Raw genomic sequence first — 15,975 nt, 5'->3', positions numbered from 1 at the left:
TCCGTCTCGTCGTTGGCAAATAGTCCAAACCACTGGATAACCAGCAGCGATAGCGACCGTACTCACGCCCGGCGCCGATTGCGAACCCACCCCCCGAGGTCAGAGCCGGATTCGGGTGGGCTATGAGAGTGCGGACTCGATCTCGTCGCGGACCGTGACGGCCGCTTCACGCAGTGCCGTCACCGACGGTCCGGCACCGAGAACACCACGAGAACTGTTCGGCAACAACAGTTTTCGAGAATCGGGAAAAATGTCGGCGAGATCACCGGGAGTCGCGCCCTGGGCGCCGAGACCGGGCGCGAGAATCGGTCCGGAAAAATTCGACAAATCCAGGCCGTGTCCGCGTGTCGCACCCACCACCAGACCCACCAGACCGGGTTGCGCGTCGTTGTGCCGGGCCGCCGCGTCCACCACGGACTGGGCCACGGACACTCCCCCGGCGGTCTGCGCCGCCTGCAGGTCGCCGCCCTCGGCATTGGACGTCCGGGCCAGCACGAAGAGCCCGCGGCCCTGCTCCGCCGCCAGCGACAGCGCCGGGTCGAGCGCCCCGAATCCCAGATACGGCGACACCGTCACCGCATCCGAGGACAGGGCCGACTCCGCACCCAGCCAGGACTGCGCGTACGCCGCCATCGTCGACCCGATGTCCCCGCGCTTGGCATCGGCGACGACGAGCGTCCCTGCCTCTCTGAGGACCGAAATGGTGCGTTCGAGCACCGCGTACCCGGCGGAGCCGTACGCTTCGAAGAACGCCACCTGAGGCTTCACGACGGCCACCTCACCGACGAAGGCCTCCACGCAGATCTCCGCGAACGTCTCCAGCCCCTCGGCGGAGACGGGCAGCCCCCACGCCTCGAGCAGGCCCGGATGCGGATCGATCCCGACGCACAACCGCCCCCGGTGCTCGACCGCCGACGTCAGCCGATGCACCCAGGAGTGGTGGTGATGGTGTCCGCTCACGACGACGCGGACCCGGTCGCGGGAGCCACGACCACGGCGGGCGACCGCAGCCGCGCGTGCAGCGCCTGGAGCGACTGGACCCCGATGTCGCCGCGGATCGCGGCCTCGATGCCCTGCACCGCGGCGGACGCACCCTGCACGGTGGTGACGCACGGGATGTTCATGGCGACGGCCGCGCTGCGGATCTCGTAGCCGTCGACGCGCGGCCCGGAGTTGCCGTACGGCGTGTTGATCACCATGTCGACCTCGCCGTCGCGGATCATCTCGACGATGGTGCGCTCACCCGCCTCCAGCTTCTCGCCGGAGTGCTTGTGCACCTCCTGGCAGGTGATCCCGTTCCGGCGGAGAACCGCCGCGGTGCCCTCGGTGGCCAGGATCCGGAACCCCAGGTCGGCGAGCCGCTTGACCGGGAAGATCAGCGACCGCTTGTCCTTGTTGGCGACGGAGACGAACACCGACCCCGACGTGGGCAGCGAGCCGTACGCGGCCGTCTGGCTCTTCGCGAACGCGGTGCCGAAGTCGGCGTCGATGCCCATGACCTCGCCGGTCGACTTCATCTCCGGGCTCAGCAGGGTGTCCACACCGGTGCCGTCGGCGCGCCGGAACCGGTTGAACGGCAGCACGGCCTCCTTCACGGCGACGGGTGCGTCCGCCGGGGTCGAACCGCCGTCGCCGGTGGCCGGGAGCACACCGCTCGCACGCAGATCGGCGATGGACTCGCCGAGCATGACGCGGGCGCACGCCTTGGCGAGCTGCACCGCCGTCGCCTTCGACACGAACGGCACGGTGCGGCTGGCGCGGGGGTTCGCCTCCAGGACGTACAGGATGTCGTCCTTCAGGGCGTACTGGACGTTGAGCAGGCCCTTGACGCCGATGCCCTTGGCGAGCGCCTCCGTGGAGCGGCGGACGTTCTCGAGGTCGGCGCGGCCGAGGGTGATCGGCGGCAGCGCACAGGCCGAGTCGCCCGAGTGGATGCCGGCCTCCTCGATGTGCTCCATCACACCGCCGAGGTACACCTCGGAGCCGTCGCAGAGCGCGTCGACGTCGATCTCGATGGCGTCTTCCAGGAACCGGTCGACCAGGACGGGACGGTCGTCGGAGATCTCGGTGGCGCGGGAGATGTAGCTCTCCAGCGACGCCTCGTCGTAGACGATCTCCATGCCGCGGCCACCGAGGACGTACGACGGGCGCACCAGCACCGGGTACCCGATACCGGCCGCGATCTCGCGGGCCCCGGCGAACGTGGTGGCGGTGCCGAACTTGGGAGCGGGCAGACCGGCCTCGACCAGCACCTTGCCGAACTCGCCGCGATCCTCCGCGAGGTCGATCGCCTCCGGGCTGGTGCCGACGATCGGCACACCCGCGGCCTTCAGCCGCTTCGCCAGACCCAGTGGGGTCTGACCGCCGAGCTGCACGATCACCCCGGCGACGGTGCCCGACAGCGACTCCGCCCGGTACACCTCGAGCACGTCCTCGAACGTGAGCGGCTCGAAGTACAGGCGGTCGGCGGTGTCGTAGTCGGTGGAGACGGTCTCCGGGTTGCAGTTGATCATCACCGTCTCGTAGCCGGCCTCCGACAGCGTCAGTGCGGCGTGGACGCAGGAGTAGTCGAACTCGATGCCCTGACCGATGCGGTTCGGTCCGGAACCGAGAATCAGGACCTTCGGACGCTCGGTCTGCGGGGCCACCTCGGACTCGGCCGCCGGGTCGAGTTCGTACGTGGAGTAGTGGTACGGCGTCTTCGCCTCGAATTCGGCGGCGCAGGTGTCGACCGTCTTGTACACGGGGTGGACGTTCCACTGCTCACGCAGCGCCCGGACGGCGTCCTCGCCGCCGATCTCGGGGCGCAGGGCCGCGATCTGCCGATCCGACAGGCCGTGGTGCTTGGCGCGGCGCAATACCCGCTCGGTCACCTCGGGCGCCTCACGCAACGCGTCGCCGAGCTCGTGGATCTGCAGGATCTGGTCGAGGAACCACGGGTCGATCTTCGTGGCGTCGAACAGCTGCTCGACGGTGGCACCGAGAGCGAACGCCTTCTCGAGGCCGTAGACGCGGCCGTCGCGGGGGATGCTCAGTTCCGCCAGGAGGCTGTCGAGGTCGGTGGCCTCCACGTCGGGTCCGGTCCAGTACCCGGCCCGCTTGGTCTCCAGCGAGCGCAGCACCTTGCCGAACGCCTCGGTGAAGTTGCGGCCGATGGACATGGCCTCACCGACCGACTTCATCGTGGTGGTGAGGGTGTCGTCGGCGCCGGGGAACTTCTCGAACGCGAACCGCGGAGCCTTGACGACGACGTAGTCGAGGGTCGGCTCGAAGGAGGCCGGCGTTTCCTTGGTGATGTCGTTGACGATCTCGTCCAGGGTGTAGCCGATAGCGAGCTTCGCGGCGATCTTCGCGATCGGGAAGCCGGTCGCCTTGGACGCGAGCGCACTGGACCGCGACACGCGCGGGTTCATCTCGATGACGACGAGGCGCCCGTCGGTGGGGTCCATGGCGAACTGGATGTTGCAGCCACCGGTGTCCACTCCGACCTCGCGGAGGATGTCGATCGAGAGGTCGCGCATCGCCTGGTACTCACGGTCCGTGAGCGTCATGGCGGGGGCGACGGTGATCGAGTCACCGGTGTGCACGCCGACCGGGTCGACGTTCTCGATCGAGCACACGATCACGACGTTGTCGCGGCCGTCGCGCATCAGCTCGAGCTCGTATTCCTTCCACCCGAGGATCGACTCCTCGATCAGCACGTTGGCGGTGGGCGACGCGGCGAGACCGCCGCCGGCGATCCGCGTCAGGTCCTCGTCGTCGTAGGCCATGCCGGAGCCGAGGCCGCCCATCGTGAACGACGGCCGCACCACGACGGGGAAGCCCAGTTCGGCGACCGTGTCGCGGACCTCGTCCATCGTGTAGCAGACCCGGGAGCGCGCGGACTCGCCGCCGACCTTCGCGACGATGTCCTTGAACTTCTGCCGGTCCTCGCCGCGCTGGATGGCGTCGAAGTCGGCGCCGATCAGCTCCACGTCGTACTTCTCGAGGATGCCCTGCTCGTGCAGCGCCACCGCGGTGTTCAGGGCCGTCTGGCCGCCGAGGGTCGCGAGGACGGCGTCGATCGGGTGGCCCTTCTCGGCCTCGAGGGCGATGACCTTCTCGACGAACTCGGCGGTGATCGGCTCGACGTACGTGGCGTCCGCGAACTCGGGGTCGGTCATGATCGTGGCCGGGTTGGAGTTGACGAGGCTGACCCGCAGGCCCTCCTCGCGCAGCACCCGGCAGGCCTGGGTTCCGGAGTAGTCGAACTCACAGGCCTGGCCGATGACGATCGGCCCGGAGCCGATCACCAGGATGTGGGAGAGATCTGTACGGCGTGGCATTAGTTCTTGACTCCCTCGAGCAGGCTGGTGAAGCGGTCGAACAGGTACGCGGCGTCGTGCGGGCCCGCCGCGGCCTCGGGGTGGTACTGCACCGAGAAGGCGGATCCGTCGAGCAGGCGGACCCCCTCGACGGCACCGTCGTTGGCGCAGGTGTGGCTGATCACGGCCTTGCCGAACGGGGTGTCGAACTCCTGCCCGGCCTCGCCCTCGAGCGCGAACCCGTGGTTCTGCGCGGTGATCGCGATGCGTCCCGTCTCGTGTTCGACAACCGGGATGTTGATGCCCCGGTGACCGAACTTCATCTTGTAGGTGCCGAGACCCAGAGCCCGCCCGAGGATCTGGTTGCCGAAGCAGATACCGAACAGGGGCAGGCCCTGCCCGATGACTTCCTTCGTGAGGTGCACGGCACCGTCGGCGGTCGCCGGGTCGCCGGGACCGTTGGAGAGGAAGACGCCGTCGGCCTTCAGGTCGAGGATCTGCTCGAGCGTCGCGTTGGACGGGAGCACGTGCACCCGGATGCCGCGCTCGGCGAACATGCGGGGGGTGTTGGTCTTGATGCCGAGGTCGATCGCCGCGACGGTGAAGCGCGCTTCTCCCCCGGTCGGCTCGACGACGTAACCGCTGGTGGTGCTGACCTCACCGGCGAGATCCGCGCCGAGCATCGACGGCTGGCTCTTCACGCGGTCGAGCAGCACGTCGGTGTCGGCCAGTGCGTCGCCGGAGAACACCCCGGCGCGCATGGAGCCGCGGGTGCGCAGGTGGCGGACCAGTGCGCGGGTGTCGATGCCGGCGATCCCGACGACTCCCTGCTTCACCAGCTCGTCCTGCAGGGAGCCGGTGGCGCGCCAGCTGGAGGTGCGGCGGGCGGGGTCGCGGACGACGTACCCGGCGACCCAGATCTTCGCCTCGGCGCTGCTGCCGGTGGGACCGACGGACTCGTCGTCCTCGTCGTTCCATCCGGTGTTGCCGATCTGCGGCGCGGTGGCCACGACGATCTGGCGGTGGTAGCTGGGGTCGGTGAGGGTCTCCTGATAGCCGGTCATGCCGGTGCTGAAGACAGCCTCACCGAGGGTCTGGCCGACGGCACCGAACGTGGTGCCCCGGAATATCCGACCGTCCTCGAGGACCAGTACTGCAGAGTCGGTGTCGTAGCCGCTCATGCGTTCTCTCCGTTCTGCTCGACCTCACCAGAGCTCGCCGCATTCGCTGAATCTTCACTGTCTGTCTTGCCGTCCGGCTCCCCTGCGCTGACCCAGGCGGGGTACACGGACTTGTCGTCGCTCCGGAAACCGGTGTCGATCTCGGTGCCCGTCGGCAGTTCCCACCGGATCACCAGGACGCCGTCCTTGCTCATGACCTTGCCCGCGAGACCGCGCTCGGTGCGCACGGCGCGGACCGCGTCCTGCGGAATCCAGATCGCCGACGCCCCGTCACGTTCGAGCAGGATCCCGGCCGCGTATCGGGAGATTTCCCCCGTCGCCCGGAAACCGAGGTCGCCGACCGCGATCCGGTCCTGCCAGCTCGGGGCCAGGGTGCTGCCCACATACAGTCCGGTGGCCGGGGCGATCGTCTGCTCGCCGAGATGCGCGGGCACGGGGGGAAGTTGCCCGACCCGGTCGGCCTGACGGCGGGCACGACCGCGCCACCCGATGTACATGAGGAAGATGGCCAGCGCCCAGAACGCGACGAGGCCGACTATCCACAGAATTCTCTCCACCGTCATCCCCTGCCGTTCCGCACCGGGACGCGGGCCTGGCCGTCGCTCGCGGTGATCCGGCCACGGAGGATCGTCGTGGTCACCCGCGCCGGCAGTGTCATCGACTCGTACGGCGTGTTGTGGGCGACGCTGGCGAGATCGGGGCCGTGGACCGTCCATTCGGCGTCCGGGTCGATCAGCACGAGGTTGGCGGGCTCGCCGACCTCGATCGGGCGACCCTGGTCGTCGAGCCCGACGATCTCGGCGGGCCGCTCGCTCATCACCCGGGCCACGCCGCGCCAGTCGAGCAGGCCCGTGCGGACCATCGTCTGCGCGACGATCGACAACGCGGTCTCCAGACCCAGCATTCCGGGTCGGGCGGCCGCGAACTCGCAGCACTTGTCCTGCTCGGCGTGCGGTGCGTGATCGGTCGCGACGCAGTCGATGATCCCCTCGGCCAGTCCGGCCCGGAGCGCGGCGACGTCGCTCGCCTCCCGCAGGGGCGGATTCACCTTGTTCACGGCGTCATACGTCTCGAGCCTGGAGTCGTCGAGCAGCAGATGGTGCGGGGTGACCTCGGCGGTGATCGAAATGCCTTGGCCGCGTGCCCACTTCATCAGTTCGACGGTGCCCGCGGTGGAGGCGTGGCAGATGTGCACCCGCGCCCCGGCGTCGCGGGCGAGCAGCGCGTCGCGGGCGACGATCGACTCCTCGGCGGCGCGCGGCCAGCCCGCGAGCCCGAGCCGGGCGGCGGTGGGGCCCTCGTGCGCGACGGCGCCGACGGTCAGCCGCGGTTCCTCCGCGTGCTGCGCGATGAGCACCCCGAGCGAACTCGAGTACTCGAGCGCCCGGCGCATGATCAGCGGGTCGTAGACGCAATGGCCGTCGTCCGAGAACATCCGCACCCGGCCGGTCCCCGACGCCATCGTGGCCATCTCGGCGAGCTGCTTGCCCTCGAGTCCGACGGTGACGGCGCCGACGGGGTGCACGTCGACGAGCCCGACTTCCTGACCGCGGCGCCACACGTGATCGGTGACGACCACCGAATCGGCGACCGGGCTGGTGTTGGCCATCGCGAACACCGCGGTGTACCCGCCGAGCGCGGCGGCGGCCGAACCGGAATCGATGGTCTCGGTGTCCTCGCGGCCGGGTTCACGCAGGTGCGTGTGCAGGTCGACGAAACCGGGGAGCAGGATCTGCCCCGCCGCGTCGATCACCTCGACGTCCGGCGCGCTGTCCTTGCCCGCGTCCGCGCCGATCGCGACGATGACGCCGTCACCGAGCAGAACGTCGGTGGGCTCGCCCTCGCCGTACAGCAACACGTTCTTGATGAGCACTGTCTCTCCTGTCACTGCACTGTCACTCATCCCGCAACTTCCTCCGCTCGGACCAGCAGTCGGAACAGCACCGCCATCCGCATGTGCACACCGTTGGTCACCTGCTGCAGCACGGCGGTCCTCGTCGAATCGGCCACCGCCGACGCGATCTCCATGCCGCGCAGCATCGGACCTGGGTGCAGCACCACCGCGTGCTCGGGAAGCAGCGCGAGCCGCTTCTCCGACAGGCCGTAATTGATCGAGTACTCCCGCTGGGACGGGAAGAACCCACCGTTCATCCGTTCCGCCTGCACACGCAGCACGAGGACGGCGTCGAGGCCGGGAAGCTCCGCGTCCAGCGAATGCGCCACCGACACCGGCCAGGTGGACACCCCCACGGGGAGCAACGTGGGCGGCGCGACGAGGACCACCTCGGCGCCGAGCATCGACAGCAGCAGTGCGTTCGACCGCGCGACCCGGCTGTGCAGGATGTCGCCGACGATGGCGATGCGCTTGCCCTCGATGTCGCCGAGACGCTGACGCAGTGTGAGCGCGTCGAGCAGCGCCTGGGTGGGATGTTCATGGGTACCGTCGCCGGCGTTGACGACCGCCGGGCCGCCGTCGTCCTGATGCCCGGTCCACTTCGCGATCTGGTGGGCCGCACCCGACGCGGGGTGGCGCACGATCAGAGCGTCGGCGCCGGCGGCGCGCAGCGTCATCGCCGTGTCCCGGAGGGATTCGCCCTTGGACACCGACGAACTCGAGGCGCTGACGTTGATGACGTCCGCGCTCATCCACTTCCCGGCGACCTCGAACGACACGCGGGTCCGGGTCGAATTCTCGAAGAACACGGTCATGACCGTCCGGCCGCGCAGCGTCGGGAGCTTCCGCACCTCACGTCCGAGGAGGGCTTGTTCGAAGCGTTCGGCCTCGTCGAGGAGTTCGACAGCCAATTCCCGTGTCAGGTCCGCGATCGACAACAGGTGCTTCACTTAGCTCTTCCCCCCGGAGATCATGACCGCGTCGCGGCCGTCGTGTTCGCTCAGGAGCACCTTGACGTCCTCGGTGCGGGCGGTGGGCACGTTCTTGCCCACGTAGTCGGCGCGCAGCGGCAGTTCGCGGTGACCGCGGTCGACGAGGACGGCCAGCTGAACGGCGCGCGGCCGCCCGAGGTCACGGAGGGCGTCGAGTGCCGAGCGGACGGTGCGGCCGGAGAACAGCACGTCGTCGACCAGCACGACCAGAGTGTTGTCGACACCGCCCTCGGGCACCGACGTGCGCTCGAGGGGGCGGTGCGGTTTGGTGCGCAGGTCGTCGCGGTACAGGGTGATGTCGAGGGAGCCGACCGCTGGGCGCACCCCGGAGAACTCTTCGACCTTCCCGGCGAGGCGCGCTGCGAGCGTCGTGCCCCGGGTGGGGATGCCGATCAAGACGACACGCGGCGCGTCACCGTCGGCGGCGTCCAGCGCGGTCTTCTCGATGATCTGGTGCGCGATTCGCGCAATGGTCCGTCCCACATCGGCTGCGGACAGCAGCTCGCGTGCGGGTTCGACGGACGGGGACGACTCTGGTGTTGAATCCGCCGGTTCCCCGGCGGGGCGAGACCCTTCGGGCACGCGCATACAACGACCTCCTTCTCCGCCTCACTGGACGGATCGTTAAAGGATGCCTGACGCGGACAGCTTATCAGCGCGTCGACTGCGCCAGGCCCGGACCCCTGACCTGCGGGCCCGTGGTCGCGGGCCCGCAGCGGGACACGAACTTACGAGCCTGCGTCGGTCGACTCGCCGCCGGCGGTCTCGGCGCGCCGCGACGTCGCGGCCGCAGCCGACCGCACCTGCGGGGCCACCAGCACGACCTGACCGAGGATGCCGTTCACGAACCCCGGCGACTCGTCGGTGGACAGCTGTTTGGCCAGCTCCACCGCCTCGTCCACGGCCACGACCGGAGGCACGTCGGTGGCGTGGAACAGCTCCCACACGGCGATGCGCAGGATGGCGCGGTCGACGGCGGGCAGCCGCTCGAGCGTCCAGTCCTGCAGGTGGGACGAGATCACCTCGTCGATGCGGTCCAGGTTCTCCGCGACCCCGGTCACCACGGTGACGGTGTACGGAGCGACCGGTGCCACGGAATCGTCCTTACCGGACAGGTCCGCGCGTTCGGTCGCGAGATCGACCGGATCGAGATCTCGCGCCTCGGCCTCGAAGAGGAAATCGACGGCGCGCTTGCGGGCCTTGTGCCGTGCGCCGAGTTTCTTATGCGTACCGGACACTCAGGAATTCACACGCCCGAGGTAGTTGCCGTCGCGGGAATCGACCTTCAGCTTGTCGCCGGTGTTGATGAACAGCGGAACGTTGATCTCGGCTCCGGTCTCGAGGGTGGCCGGCTTGGTGCCACCGGTGGAGCGGTCGCCCTGCAGACCGGGATCGGTGTGCTGGACCACCAGTTCGACGGTGACGGGCAGTTCCACGAACAGCGGAACGTCTTCGTGCGTCGCAACCTGCACGGCCATGTTCTCGAGCATGAAGCGGGCACCGTCGCCCACCGTGGCCTCGCTGATCGAGATCTGGTCGTACGTGTCGCCGTCCATGAAGATGTAGTCGGTGCCGTCGTGGTACAGGTACGTCATGTCGCGGCGGTCGACCGTGGCCGTGTCCACCTTGACGCCGGCGTTGAACGTCTTGTCGACGACCTTGCCCGAGAGCACGTTCTTCAACTTGGTGCGCACGAACGCGGGACCCTTGCCGGGCTTCACGTGCTGGAACTCGGTAATCGTCCACAGCTGGCCCTCGATCTGCAGGACCAGGCCGTTCTTGAAATCACTAGTGGAAGCCACTTGCTTCGCGTCTCCTCGATAAGGTCGAAACCGTCTACACGACAGTCAGGTCTTTGGTGGTGAGTGTGAGCAGCTCCGGTCCCTGCTCACGAACCACGAGCGTGTCCTCGATCCGCACGCCTCCGCGCCCGGAGAAGTACACGCCCGGCTCGACGGTCACCGCCGCACCGTCCAGAAGTGTACCGGTGCCCAGCTTGCCGATTCCCGGAGCTTCGTGGATCTCCAGGCCGACGCCGTGTCCGAGCCCGTGCAGGAACAGTTCCCCGTAGCCCGCGTCCTCGATGACCCGGCGGGCAGCACCGTCCACGGCGGACACCTCTGCCCCCGGGCGCAGCGCGTGCCGTCCAGCCTCCTGCGACCGCGCGACCAGCGCATACACGTCCCGTTGCCAGTCGGCGGCCTGCCCCAGGACATACGTTCTGGTCATGTCCGAGTGGTACCCGCCGACCTCGGCACCGAAGTCCAGCTTCACGAAATCACCGCCGGCGAGCACCGCCTCGGTCGGGCGATGGTGCGGGATCGCCGAGTTGGCGCCCGCCGCGACGATGGTCTCGAACGAGATGCCGTCGGCACCGTGCGCGAGCATCAGCGCCTCGAGTTCCCGGCCCACCTCCTTCTCGGTACGCCCGGGGCGCAGGCCCCCACGCTCGATCAGCTCGGCGAGCGCGGAGTCGGCAGCCAGGCACGCCGCCCGCAGCAAACCGACCTCGAAATCGTCCTTCACCATCCGCAGTTCCTCGACGAGACCCGGAACGGGATCGAGCCGCGCGTCCGGCGCGAGCACCGACCAGGCCGCGAACTCGTCCACCGTGACCACGTGACTCTCGAACGCCAGCGAGGACGGACTCCGCCGCCCCACCGATTCGATGAGGTGCGCGGCGCTGGCGCGGGCGATCTCGGCCCGCAGATCGGGAACCTGTTCCCCGACCTGCGTGAGATAGCGGCCGTCGGTGCAGATGACGGTGCGCTCCTCGGCGCCCTCGGCGTCGGCGGCATGCACGAGCAGGGCGGCGTTGGACCCGGTGAACCCGGTGAGATAGCGGATGTTCACCAGATTCGTCACCAGAAGCGCGTCGAGATCCCGGGCGGCGAGGGCCGCGCGCAGCGCTGCGCGCCGCGAACCATGATCAGCAGGCATGTCGTCAAACGTACCGGCAAATCGCCACCCGGAGGGCGCGGATCGACGGCACCCGTCCAGTGGCGAGAACAGGTTCCAGAGCGCGCCCGTGTGGGTTAGACCACACGGGTGAAAACCCGCTCGTTACGCTGTGCCCATGAATGCGTGGGTGGTACGCGGCCTCGGCATGGCCCTGATACATGTTTTCGTTCGTGTGATCCTCGGTGTGTCGATCACACAGTGGCCCCTCCAGGGTTCCGCTCTGAGATGGCTCGCACTGCTGATCGTCGTGTTCGTGGCACTGATCTGGGCCGGCATCGACGGCATCCGGGACCGTCGCCGGAACCCCGAGCCGGAGGACGGCGCCGACCTGACGATGCTGTGGTTGAAAGCGGCCCTGCTCGGCGGCATCGTCGCGGGTGTAGGGAGCTGGCTGGCCAACCTGATTCCGTCCCTCAACGTCACCCAGAACTCGTTCTTCTTCGAGATCACGTCCGGGGCCGCGTTCACGGTCCTGCTGATCTTCGTGCCGGCCATGCTCGCCGTGTTCCTCGGCCGGTTCTTCGTCAGCCGCGAGTCCAGGAAGACGGAGAAGGACCGCAGCGAACGTCGGCCGGCGGTGCACGGTGCCGGAACGGCCGCAGGGGCCGCAGCGGGGGGAACCGCAGCAGCAGCCGTCGCCGACGACGAGGGCTACGGACAGAACTACCCCGGCCAGGCCTACGAGCAGACCGCGGACACCGGTTACGCCGGGTCCGACGCCGACACGGCCGTGTTCGAACCGGTGCACAACTACCGCGAGGACACGTCCGACCTCGATCAGCCGCAGGGCGGGGACACCGGGTGGCAGGATCCTGTCGACCTCGGGAAGCGCACCACCGACGACCCTCGCCGCGGCGAGTAACAGCCCTCGGCTTCACCACACCGACAGACGACGCGGCGGTGTGAGCGCACTCGCTCACACCGCCGCCTCTCGCTTTCGTGCCGCTACGTCACAGCAGGACGCCACCGCCGGTGCCCGGCTTCTCCTCCCGCGCCACCGCGGAGTACGCGGCCACGAGCAGAGACGGATCCGGACCCTCGAGCCGTCCGGGCTTCGCGAGCCCGTCGAGCACGACGAACCGCAGGACGCCCGCCCGGTTCTTCTTGTCGGTCTGCATTCCCTCGACCAACTGGCCGAACGCGTCCGCGTCGTACGTGGTGGGCAGACCCACCAGTTCCAGGATGGTGCGGTGCCGATCCGCCGTCGCGTCGTCCAGTCGTCCCGCCAGACGCCCCAGCTCGGCCGCGAAGACGAGCCCGACGGCGACCGCCGCACCGTGGCGCCAGCGGTAGCGCTCACGCCGCTCGATCGCATGCCCGAGGGTGTGCCCGTAGTTGAGGATCTCGCGCAGATCGGACTCGCGCAGATCGGCGGCAACGACCTTGGCCTTGACCTCCACGGACCGCCGGATCAGTTCGGGCAGAACGGTTCCCGTGGGGTCGAGAGCGGCTTCGGGGTCCTTCTCGATGAGATCCAGGATCACCGGGTCGGCGATGAAGCCGGTCTTCACGACCTCCGCCATCCCGGCGACGATCTCGTTGCGTGGCACCGTCTCGAGCGTCGCCAGGTCGATCAGCACCGCCGACGGCTCGTGGAAGGAACCCACCAGGTTCTTGCCGGCCTCGGTGTTGATGCCGGTCTTGCCGCCGACCGCCGCATCCACCATCGCGAGCAACGTCGTGGGCACGTGGATCACGCGCACACCGCGCATCCACGTCGCCGCGACGAACCCGGCGAGGTCGGTGGCCGCGCCGCCGCCCAGGCTGACCACGGCGTCGCTGCGGGTCAGCCCGATCCGGCCGAGGACCTCCCAGCAGAAGCCGGCCACAGCCAGATCCTTGCCGTCCTCCGCGTCCGGAATCTCGATGCGGTGCGCATCGATTCCCTTTTCGGCGAGCGCCGCGCGCACCGCCTCCGCCGTCTCCGCCAGCGGCGGCTGATGGAAGATCGCCACCGTCCTCGTGCCGGTGAGTTCGTCCACCAGCTCGCCGAGCAATCCGCGCCCGATGATGACCGGGTAGGGGTTCGCCGTCTGCACCTGTACGCGTACCGGTTCGGTCACTGTCTGCTGCTCCGCTCCGTCTTGTCCGAGATTCTCGGATGTCTCTGTTCCGCCGGGGTCGCCCATCACTCGGCGACTCCGCCGGGGTCGCCGATCACTCGGCGAGTTTCGCCACCAGCTGCTGCACCACACGGGCGGGGCTCCGACCGTCCGTGCGTATCCGGATGGACGCCACCTGCCGGTACAGCGGTCGGCGCTTGCGCATCAACTCGGTGTACTTCTGGCGGGGGTCGCCACCGGCGAGAAGGGGGCGCGCGGTGTTGGTCCCCGTGCGCTTGAGCCCCTCGGCCACGCTGATCTCGAGATAGATCACGGTGTGGCCCTTCAGCAATTCCCGGGTGCGCTCGGAGAGGATGGATCCACCGCCGAGCGACACGATCCCCTCGTGGCTCTCGATGGCCTTCCGGACGATCTCTTCCTCGAGCGCACGGAAGGCGGGTTCGCCCTCCTGGACGAAGATCTCGGCGATCGTGCGTCCCGCCTCTTCCTCGACCGCCACGTCGGTGTCGAACAACGGAAGGTCCAGGGCCTGCGCGAGGCGCCGCCCGATCGTGGACTTACCCGCCCCCGGGGGGCCGACGAGCACGGCTTTCGGTGCCATCATCCGTCACCGCCCCGACGCGACGGCAGACCGGCTGGTCATCGCGCGAGCCGAGCTGCGACGCCCGACGCGTAACGCTCGTAGTTGGCGGTCGTCTCGGCAACCGAGTCGCCCCCGAACTTCTCGAGTGCCGCCTGGGCGACGACCAACGCGACCATCGCCTCGGCCACGACACCGGCGGCGGGCACCGCGCACACGTCGGACCGCTGGTGAATGGCCACGGCTTCCTCACCGGTCGACATGTCGACGGTGGCCAGTGCGCGCGGGACGGTCGAGATCGGCTTCATCGCCGCGCGAACGCGGAGCGCCTCCCCGTTGGTCATGCCGCCCTCGAGACCGCCCGCGCGGTTGGTCGAACGCAGGATTCCGTCCGGGCCCGGACGCATCTCGTCGTGCGCCTGGCTGCCGCGACGGCGCGCGGTCTCGAAGCCGTCGCCGACCTCGACACCCTTGATGGCCTGGATTCCCATCAGAGCGGACGCGAGACGGGCGTCGAGGCGGTCCGCGCCGCTGATGAACGATCCGAGACCCACGGGGAGGCCGTGGATGACGACCTCGACGACCCCGCCGAGGGTGTCGCCGTCACGCTTGGCGGCTTCGATCTCGGCGATCATCGATTCCTCGGCGGCCTTGTCGAAGGCGCGTACCGGGCTGGCATCGATCGCCGCCAGATCCGACCCGGTGGGTTCGGGGCCGACGTACGGGTCGGACGCGCCGATGGAGATCACGTGGGACAGCACCTCGACGCCGAACACCTGGCGGAGGAAGCTACGGGCGAACGTCGCGGCCGCGACCCGGGCCGCGGTCTCGCGTGCACTCGCGCGTTCGAGAACCGGGCGGGCGTCGTCGAATCCGTACTTGAGCATGCCCGAGTAGTCGGCGTGACCGGGGCGCGGACGGGTGAGCGGCGCATTCCGCGCCTGATCGGCGAGCAGTTCGGCGTCCACCGGGTCCGCGGACATGATGGTTTCCCACTTGGGCCACTCCGTATTGCCCACCTCGACGGCGATCGGACCGCCGAGCGTCCGCCCGTGGCGCACACCACCGACGATGGTGACCTTGTCGGCCTCGAACTTCATCCGCGCACCGCGGCCGTAGCCGAGGCGGCGTCGCGCGAGTTGGGTCGAGATGTCCTCGGACGTCACTTCGACGCCCGCGACCATCCCCTCGAGCATCGCGACGAGGGCGGGACCATGGGATTCTCCGGCAGTTATCCAGCGCAGCACGCCCAATATCCTTCCATGTCGCCGCGCCCGGCAGTGACGGTGGTCCTCCCAACCGCGTGCCGTGCGCGGACCCGCTCAGGCGACGTGCGCGGCGAACAGCGCAACCAGTGTCGCGGCACACATGGCGGGGCCGTGCGGGAGCGGCGACGGCGAACGCCGGACGGCGAGGACGATGCCGCCCGCCAGCGCTGTGAGCGCCGGCGCGAGCCCGGCCGCGAGCACCCAGGCCTCTCCCCCGGCCAGCCCGGCGGCCGCGCCGACTCCGAGTGCGAGTTTCACGTCACCCGCACCGACCGCACCAGGTGCGCCCAGGTACAGGGCGAGATACGCGGCCGCCAGCAGGAACCCGCCGATCACGGCGGCGGCCGCGGATCCGGTCGCGGCACCGCCGACGACGATCGCGAGGAATCCGGGCAGGGTCAGTAGGTTCGGCAGCCTCCGCGCACACAGGTCGGTGGCGGCGAGACTCACACACCACCACCAGAACGCCAGCGCACACGGCAGCACCCACGGGGCGGATGCGGCGGAGCAGGCCCACACCGTGACGGCGACGCCGACGGCGCACACCGCCTCGCACCAGCCCGGCCGCACCCTTCCCACGAACAGGCCGGACGTCAACCGGGCTGCCCATCCCACACCCGCACCTGCCACCACACTCGCCGCGATCAGCCACCACATACCGAGCAGCATGCGTGACCGGGTCACGGTGTCGATCACCGTGACCTGGCACGACAACCGACCTGTGGACGGCGG

15 protein-coding genes are annotated in these 15,975 nt (G+C 69.2%); 1 reads left to right on the top strand and 14 read right to left on the bottom strand.

The features are described 5' to 3' along the window. Positions 1 to 120: 120 nt before the first annotated feature. The 10 genes from pyrF to HGB39_RS16210 form a co-directional block, all read right to left on the bottom strand. The gene (gene pyrF / locus HGB39_RS16255; protein WP_043790962.1) at positions 121 to 960 is read right to left on the bottom strand and encodes an orotidine-5'-phosphate decarboxylase; all 840 of its coding nucleotides are present in this window, start codon (positions 958 to 960) and stop codon (positions 121 to 123) included. After that, positions 957 to 4,325 carry a carbamoyl-phosphate synthase large subunit gene (gene carB / locus HGB39_RS16250; RefSeq protein ID WP_005569134.1) on the bottom strand — a complete coding sequence of 1,123 codons (3,369 nt, stop codon included), beginning with the start codon at positions 4,323 to 4,325 and terminating at the stop codon, positions 957 to 959. Before carB ends, pyrF begins: the two co-directional genes overlap by 4 nt. Further along, positions 4,325 to 5,485: a glutamine-hydrolyzing carbamoyl-phosphate synthase small subunit gene (carA, locus tag HGB39_RS16245; RefSeq protein ID WP_005569135.1), complete on the bottom strand. Its 1,161-nt coding sequence runs from the start codon at positions 5,483 to 5,485 to the stop codon at positions 4,325 to 4,327. Before carA ends, carB begins: the two co-directional genes overlap by 1 nt. Beyond that, on the bottom strand, positions 5,482 to 6,048 hold the full coding sequence (locus tag HGB39_RS16240) for a PH-like domain-containing protein (protein ID WP_005569136.1): 567 nt from the start codon (positions 6,046 to 6,048) through the stop codon (positions 5,482 to 5,484). The genes carA and HGB39_RS16240 overlap by 4 nt, the downstream gene beginning before the upstream one ends. Beyond that, positions 6,045 to 7,388 (bottom strand): dihydroorotase, encoded by a 1,344-nt coding sequence (locus tag HGB39_RS16235; RefSeq protein WP_064080202.1) that lies wholly within the window; start codon positions 7,386 to 7,388, stop codon positions 6,045 to 6,047. The genes HGB39_RS16240 and HGB39_RS16235 overlap by 4 nt, the downstream gene beginning before the upstream one ends. Next, complete coding sequence (locus tag HGB39_RS16230; protein WP_064080203.1) at positions 7,385 to 8,329, bottom strand: aspartate carbamoyltransferase catalytic subunit; 945 nt, start codon at positions 8,327 to 8,329, stop codon at positions 7,385 to 7,387. Before HGB39_RS16230 ends, HGB39_RS16235 begins: the two co-directional genes overlap by 4 nt. Then, complete coding sequence (gene pyrR, locus HGB39_RS16225; protein ID WP_005572577.1) at positions 8,330 to 8,959, bottom strand: bifunctional pyr operon transcriptional regulator/uracil phosphoribosyltransferase PyrR; 630 nt, start codon at positions 8,957 to 8,959, stop codon at positions 8,330 to 8,332. 140 nt (positions 8,960 to 9,099) lie between these two features. Then, positions 9,100 to 9,609: a transcription antitermination factor NusB gene (gene nusB / locus HGB39_RS16220; RefSeq protein ID WP_005241711.1), complete on the bottom strand. Its 510-nt coding sequence runs from the start codon at positions 9,607 to 9,609 to the stop codon at positions 9,100 to 9,102. Beyond that, the gene (gene efp / locus HGB39_RS16215; protein ID WP_005241702.1) at positions 9,610 to 10,173 is read right to left on the bottom strand and encodes an elongation factor P; all 564 of its coding nucleotides are present in this window, start codon (positions 10,171 to 10,173) and stop codon (positions 9,610 to 9,612) included. Between the two features lie 34 nt (positions 10,174 to 10,207). Further along, positions 10,208 to 11,311 carry a M24 family metallopeptidase gene (locus HGB39_RS16210; protein ID WP_005572578.1) on the bottom strand — a complete coding sequence of 368 codons (1,104 nt, stop codon included), beginning with the start codon at positions 11,309 to 11,311 and terminating at the stop codon, positions 10,208 to 10,210. A 136-nt stretch (positions 11,312 to 11,447) separates the two neighbouring features. Here HGB39_RS16210 and HGB39_RS16205 point away from each other — a divergent pair, with 136 nt between their 5' ends. Next, positions 11,448 to 12,194, top strand: coding sequence for a B-4DMT family transporter (locus HGB39_RS16205; RefSeq protein WP_005572579.1), 747 nt, complete (start codon positions 11,448 to 11,450; stop codon positions 12,192 to 12,194). A gap of 88 nt (positions 12,195 to 12,282) precedes the next feature. On the opposite strand, the gene aroB is transcribed toward HGB39_RS16205, so the two are convergent. The 4 genes from aroB to HGB39_RS16185 all read right to left on the bottom strand — a co-directional run bounded on the left by aroB (position 12,283) and on the right by HGB39_RS16185 (position 15,957). Then, positions 12,283 to 13,395 (bottom strand): 3-dehydroquinate synthase, encoded by a 1,113-nt coding sequence (gene aroB / locus HGB39_RS16200; RefSeq protein ID WP_007295895.1) that lies wholly within the window; start codon positions 13,393 to 13,395, stop codon positions 12,283 to 12,285. 94 nt (positions 13,396 to 13,489) lie between these two features. Beyond that, complete coding sequence (locus HGB39_RS16195; protein ID WP_005241678.1) at positions 13,490 to 13,996, bottom strand: shikimate kinase; 507 nt, start codon at positions 13,994 to 13,996, stop codon at positions 13,490 to 13,492. 38 nt (positions 13,997 to 14,034) lie between these two features. Further along, the gene (aroC, locus tag HGB39_RS16190; protein WP_005262318.1) at positions 14,035 to 15,222 is read right to left on the bottom strand and encodes a chorismate synthase; all 1,188 of its coding nucleotides are present in this window, start codon (positions 15,220 to 15,222) and stop codon (positions 14,035 to 14,037) included. A gap of 75 nt (positions 15,223 to 15,297) precedes the next feature. Further along, complete coding sequence (locus HGB39_RS16185; RefSeq protein ID WP_064080204.1) at positions 15,298 to 15,957, bottom strand: prepilin peptidase; 660 nt, start codon at positions 15,955 to 15,957, stop codon at positions 15,298 to 15,300. Positions 15,958 to 15,975 lie beyond the last annotated feature (18 nt).

Origin of the sequence: Rhodococcus opacus, assembly GCF_012396235.1 — a bacterium.
In the GTDB taxonomy this organism is placed as follows: Bacteria; Actinomycetota; Actinomycetes; order Mycobacteriales; family Mycobacteriaceae; genus Rhodococcus_F; species Rhodococcus_F opacus.
Note: the sequence above shows the minus strand (reverse complement) of the source record. Positions and strands in the feature narration are given on the sequence as shown.

What these genes read in the sequence shown, in the direction of transcription:
- carB (WP_005569134.1), bottom strand. Translation starts at nt 4,325, where the DNA reads ATGCCACGCCGTACAGATCTCTCCCACATCCTGGTGATCGGCTCCGGG.
- HGB39_RS16240 (WP_005569136.1), bottom strand. Translation starts at nt 6,048, where the DNA reads ATGACGGTGGAGAGAATTCTGTGGATAGTCGGCCTCGTCGCGTTCTGG.
- carA (WP_005569135.1), bottom strand. Translation starts at nt 5,485, where the DNA reads ATGAGCGGCTACGACACCGACTCTGCAGTACTGGTCCTCGAGGACGGT.
- HGB39_RS16195 (WP_005241678.1), bottom strand. Translation starts at nt 13,996, where the DNA reads ATGGCACCGAAAGCCGTGCTCGTCGGCCCCCCGGGGGCGGGTAAGTCC.
- pyrR (WP_005572577.1), bottom strand. Translation starts at nt 8,959, where the DNA reads ATGCGCGTGCCCGAAGGGTCTCGCCCCGCCGGGGAACCGGCGGATTCA.
- HGB39_RS16210 (WP_005572578.1), bottom strand. Translation starts at nt 11,311, where the DNA reads ATGCCTGCTGATCATGGTTCGCGGCGCGCAGCGCTGCGCGCGGCCCTC.
- HGB39_RS16235 (WP_064080202.1), bottom strand. Translation starts at nt 7,388, where the DNA reads ATGAGTGACAGTGCAGTGACAGGAGAGACAGTGCTCATCAAGAACGTG.
- HGB39_RS16205 (WP_005572579.1), top strand. Translation starts at nt 11,448, where the DNA reads ATGAATGCGTGGGTGGTACGCGGCCTCGGCATGGCCCTGATACATGTT.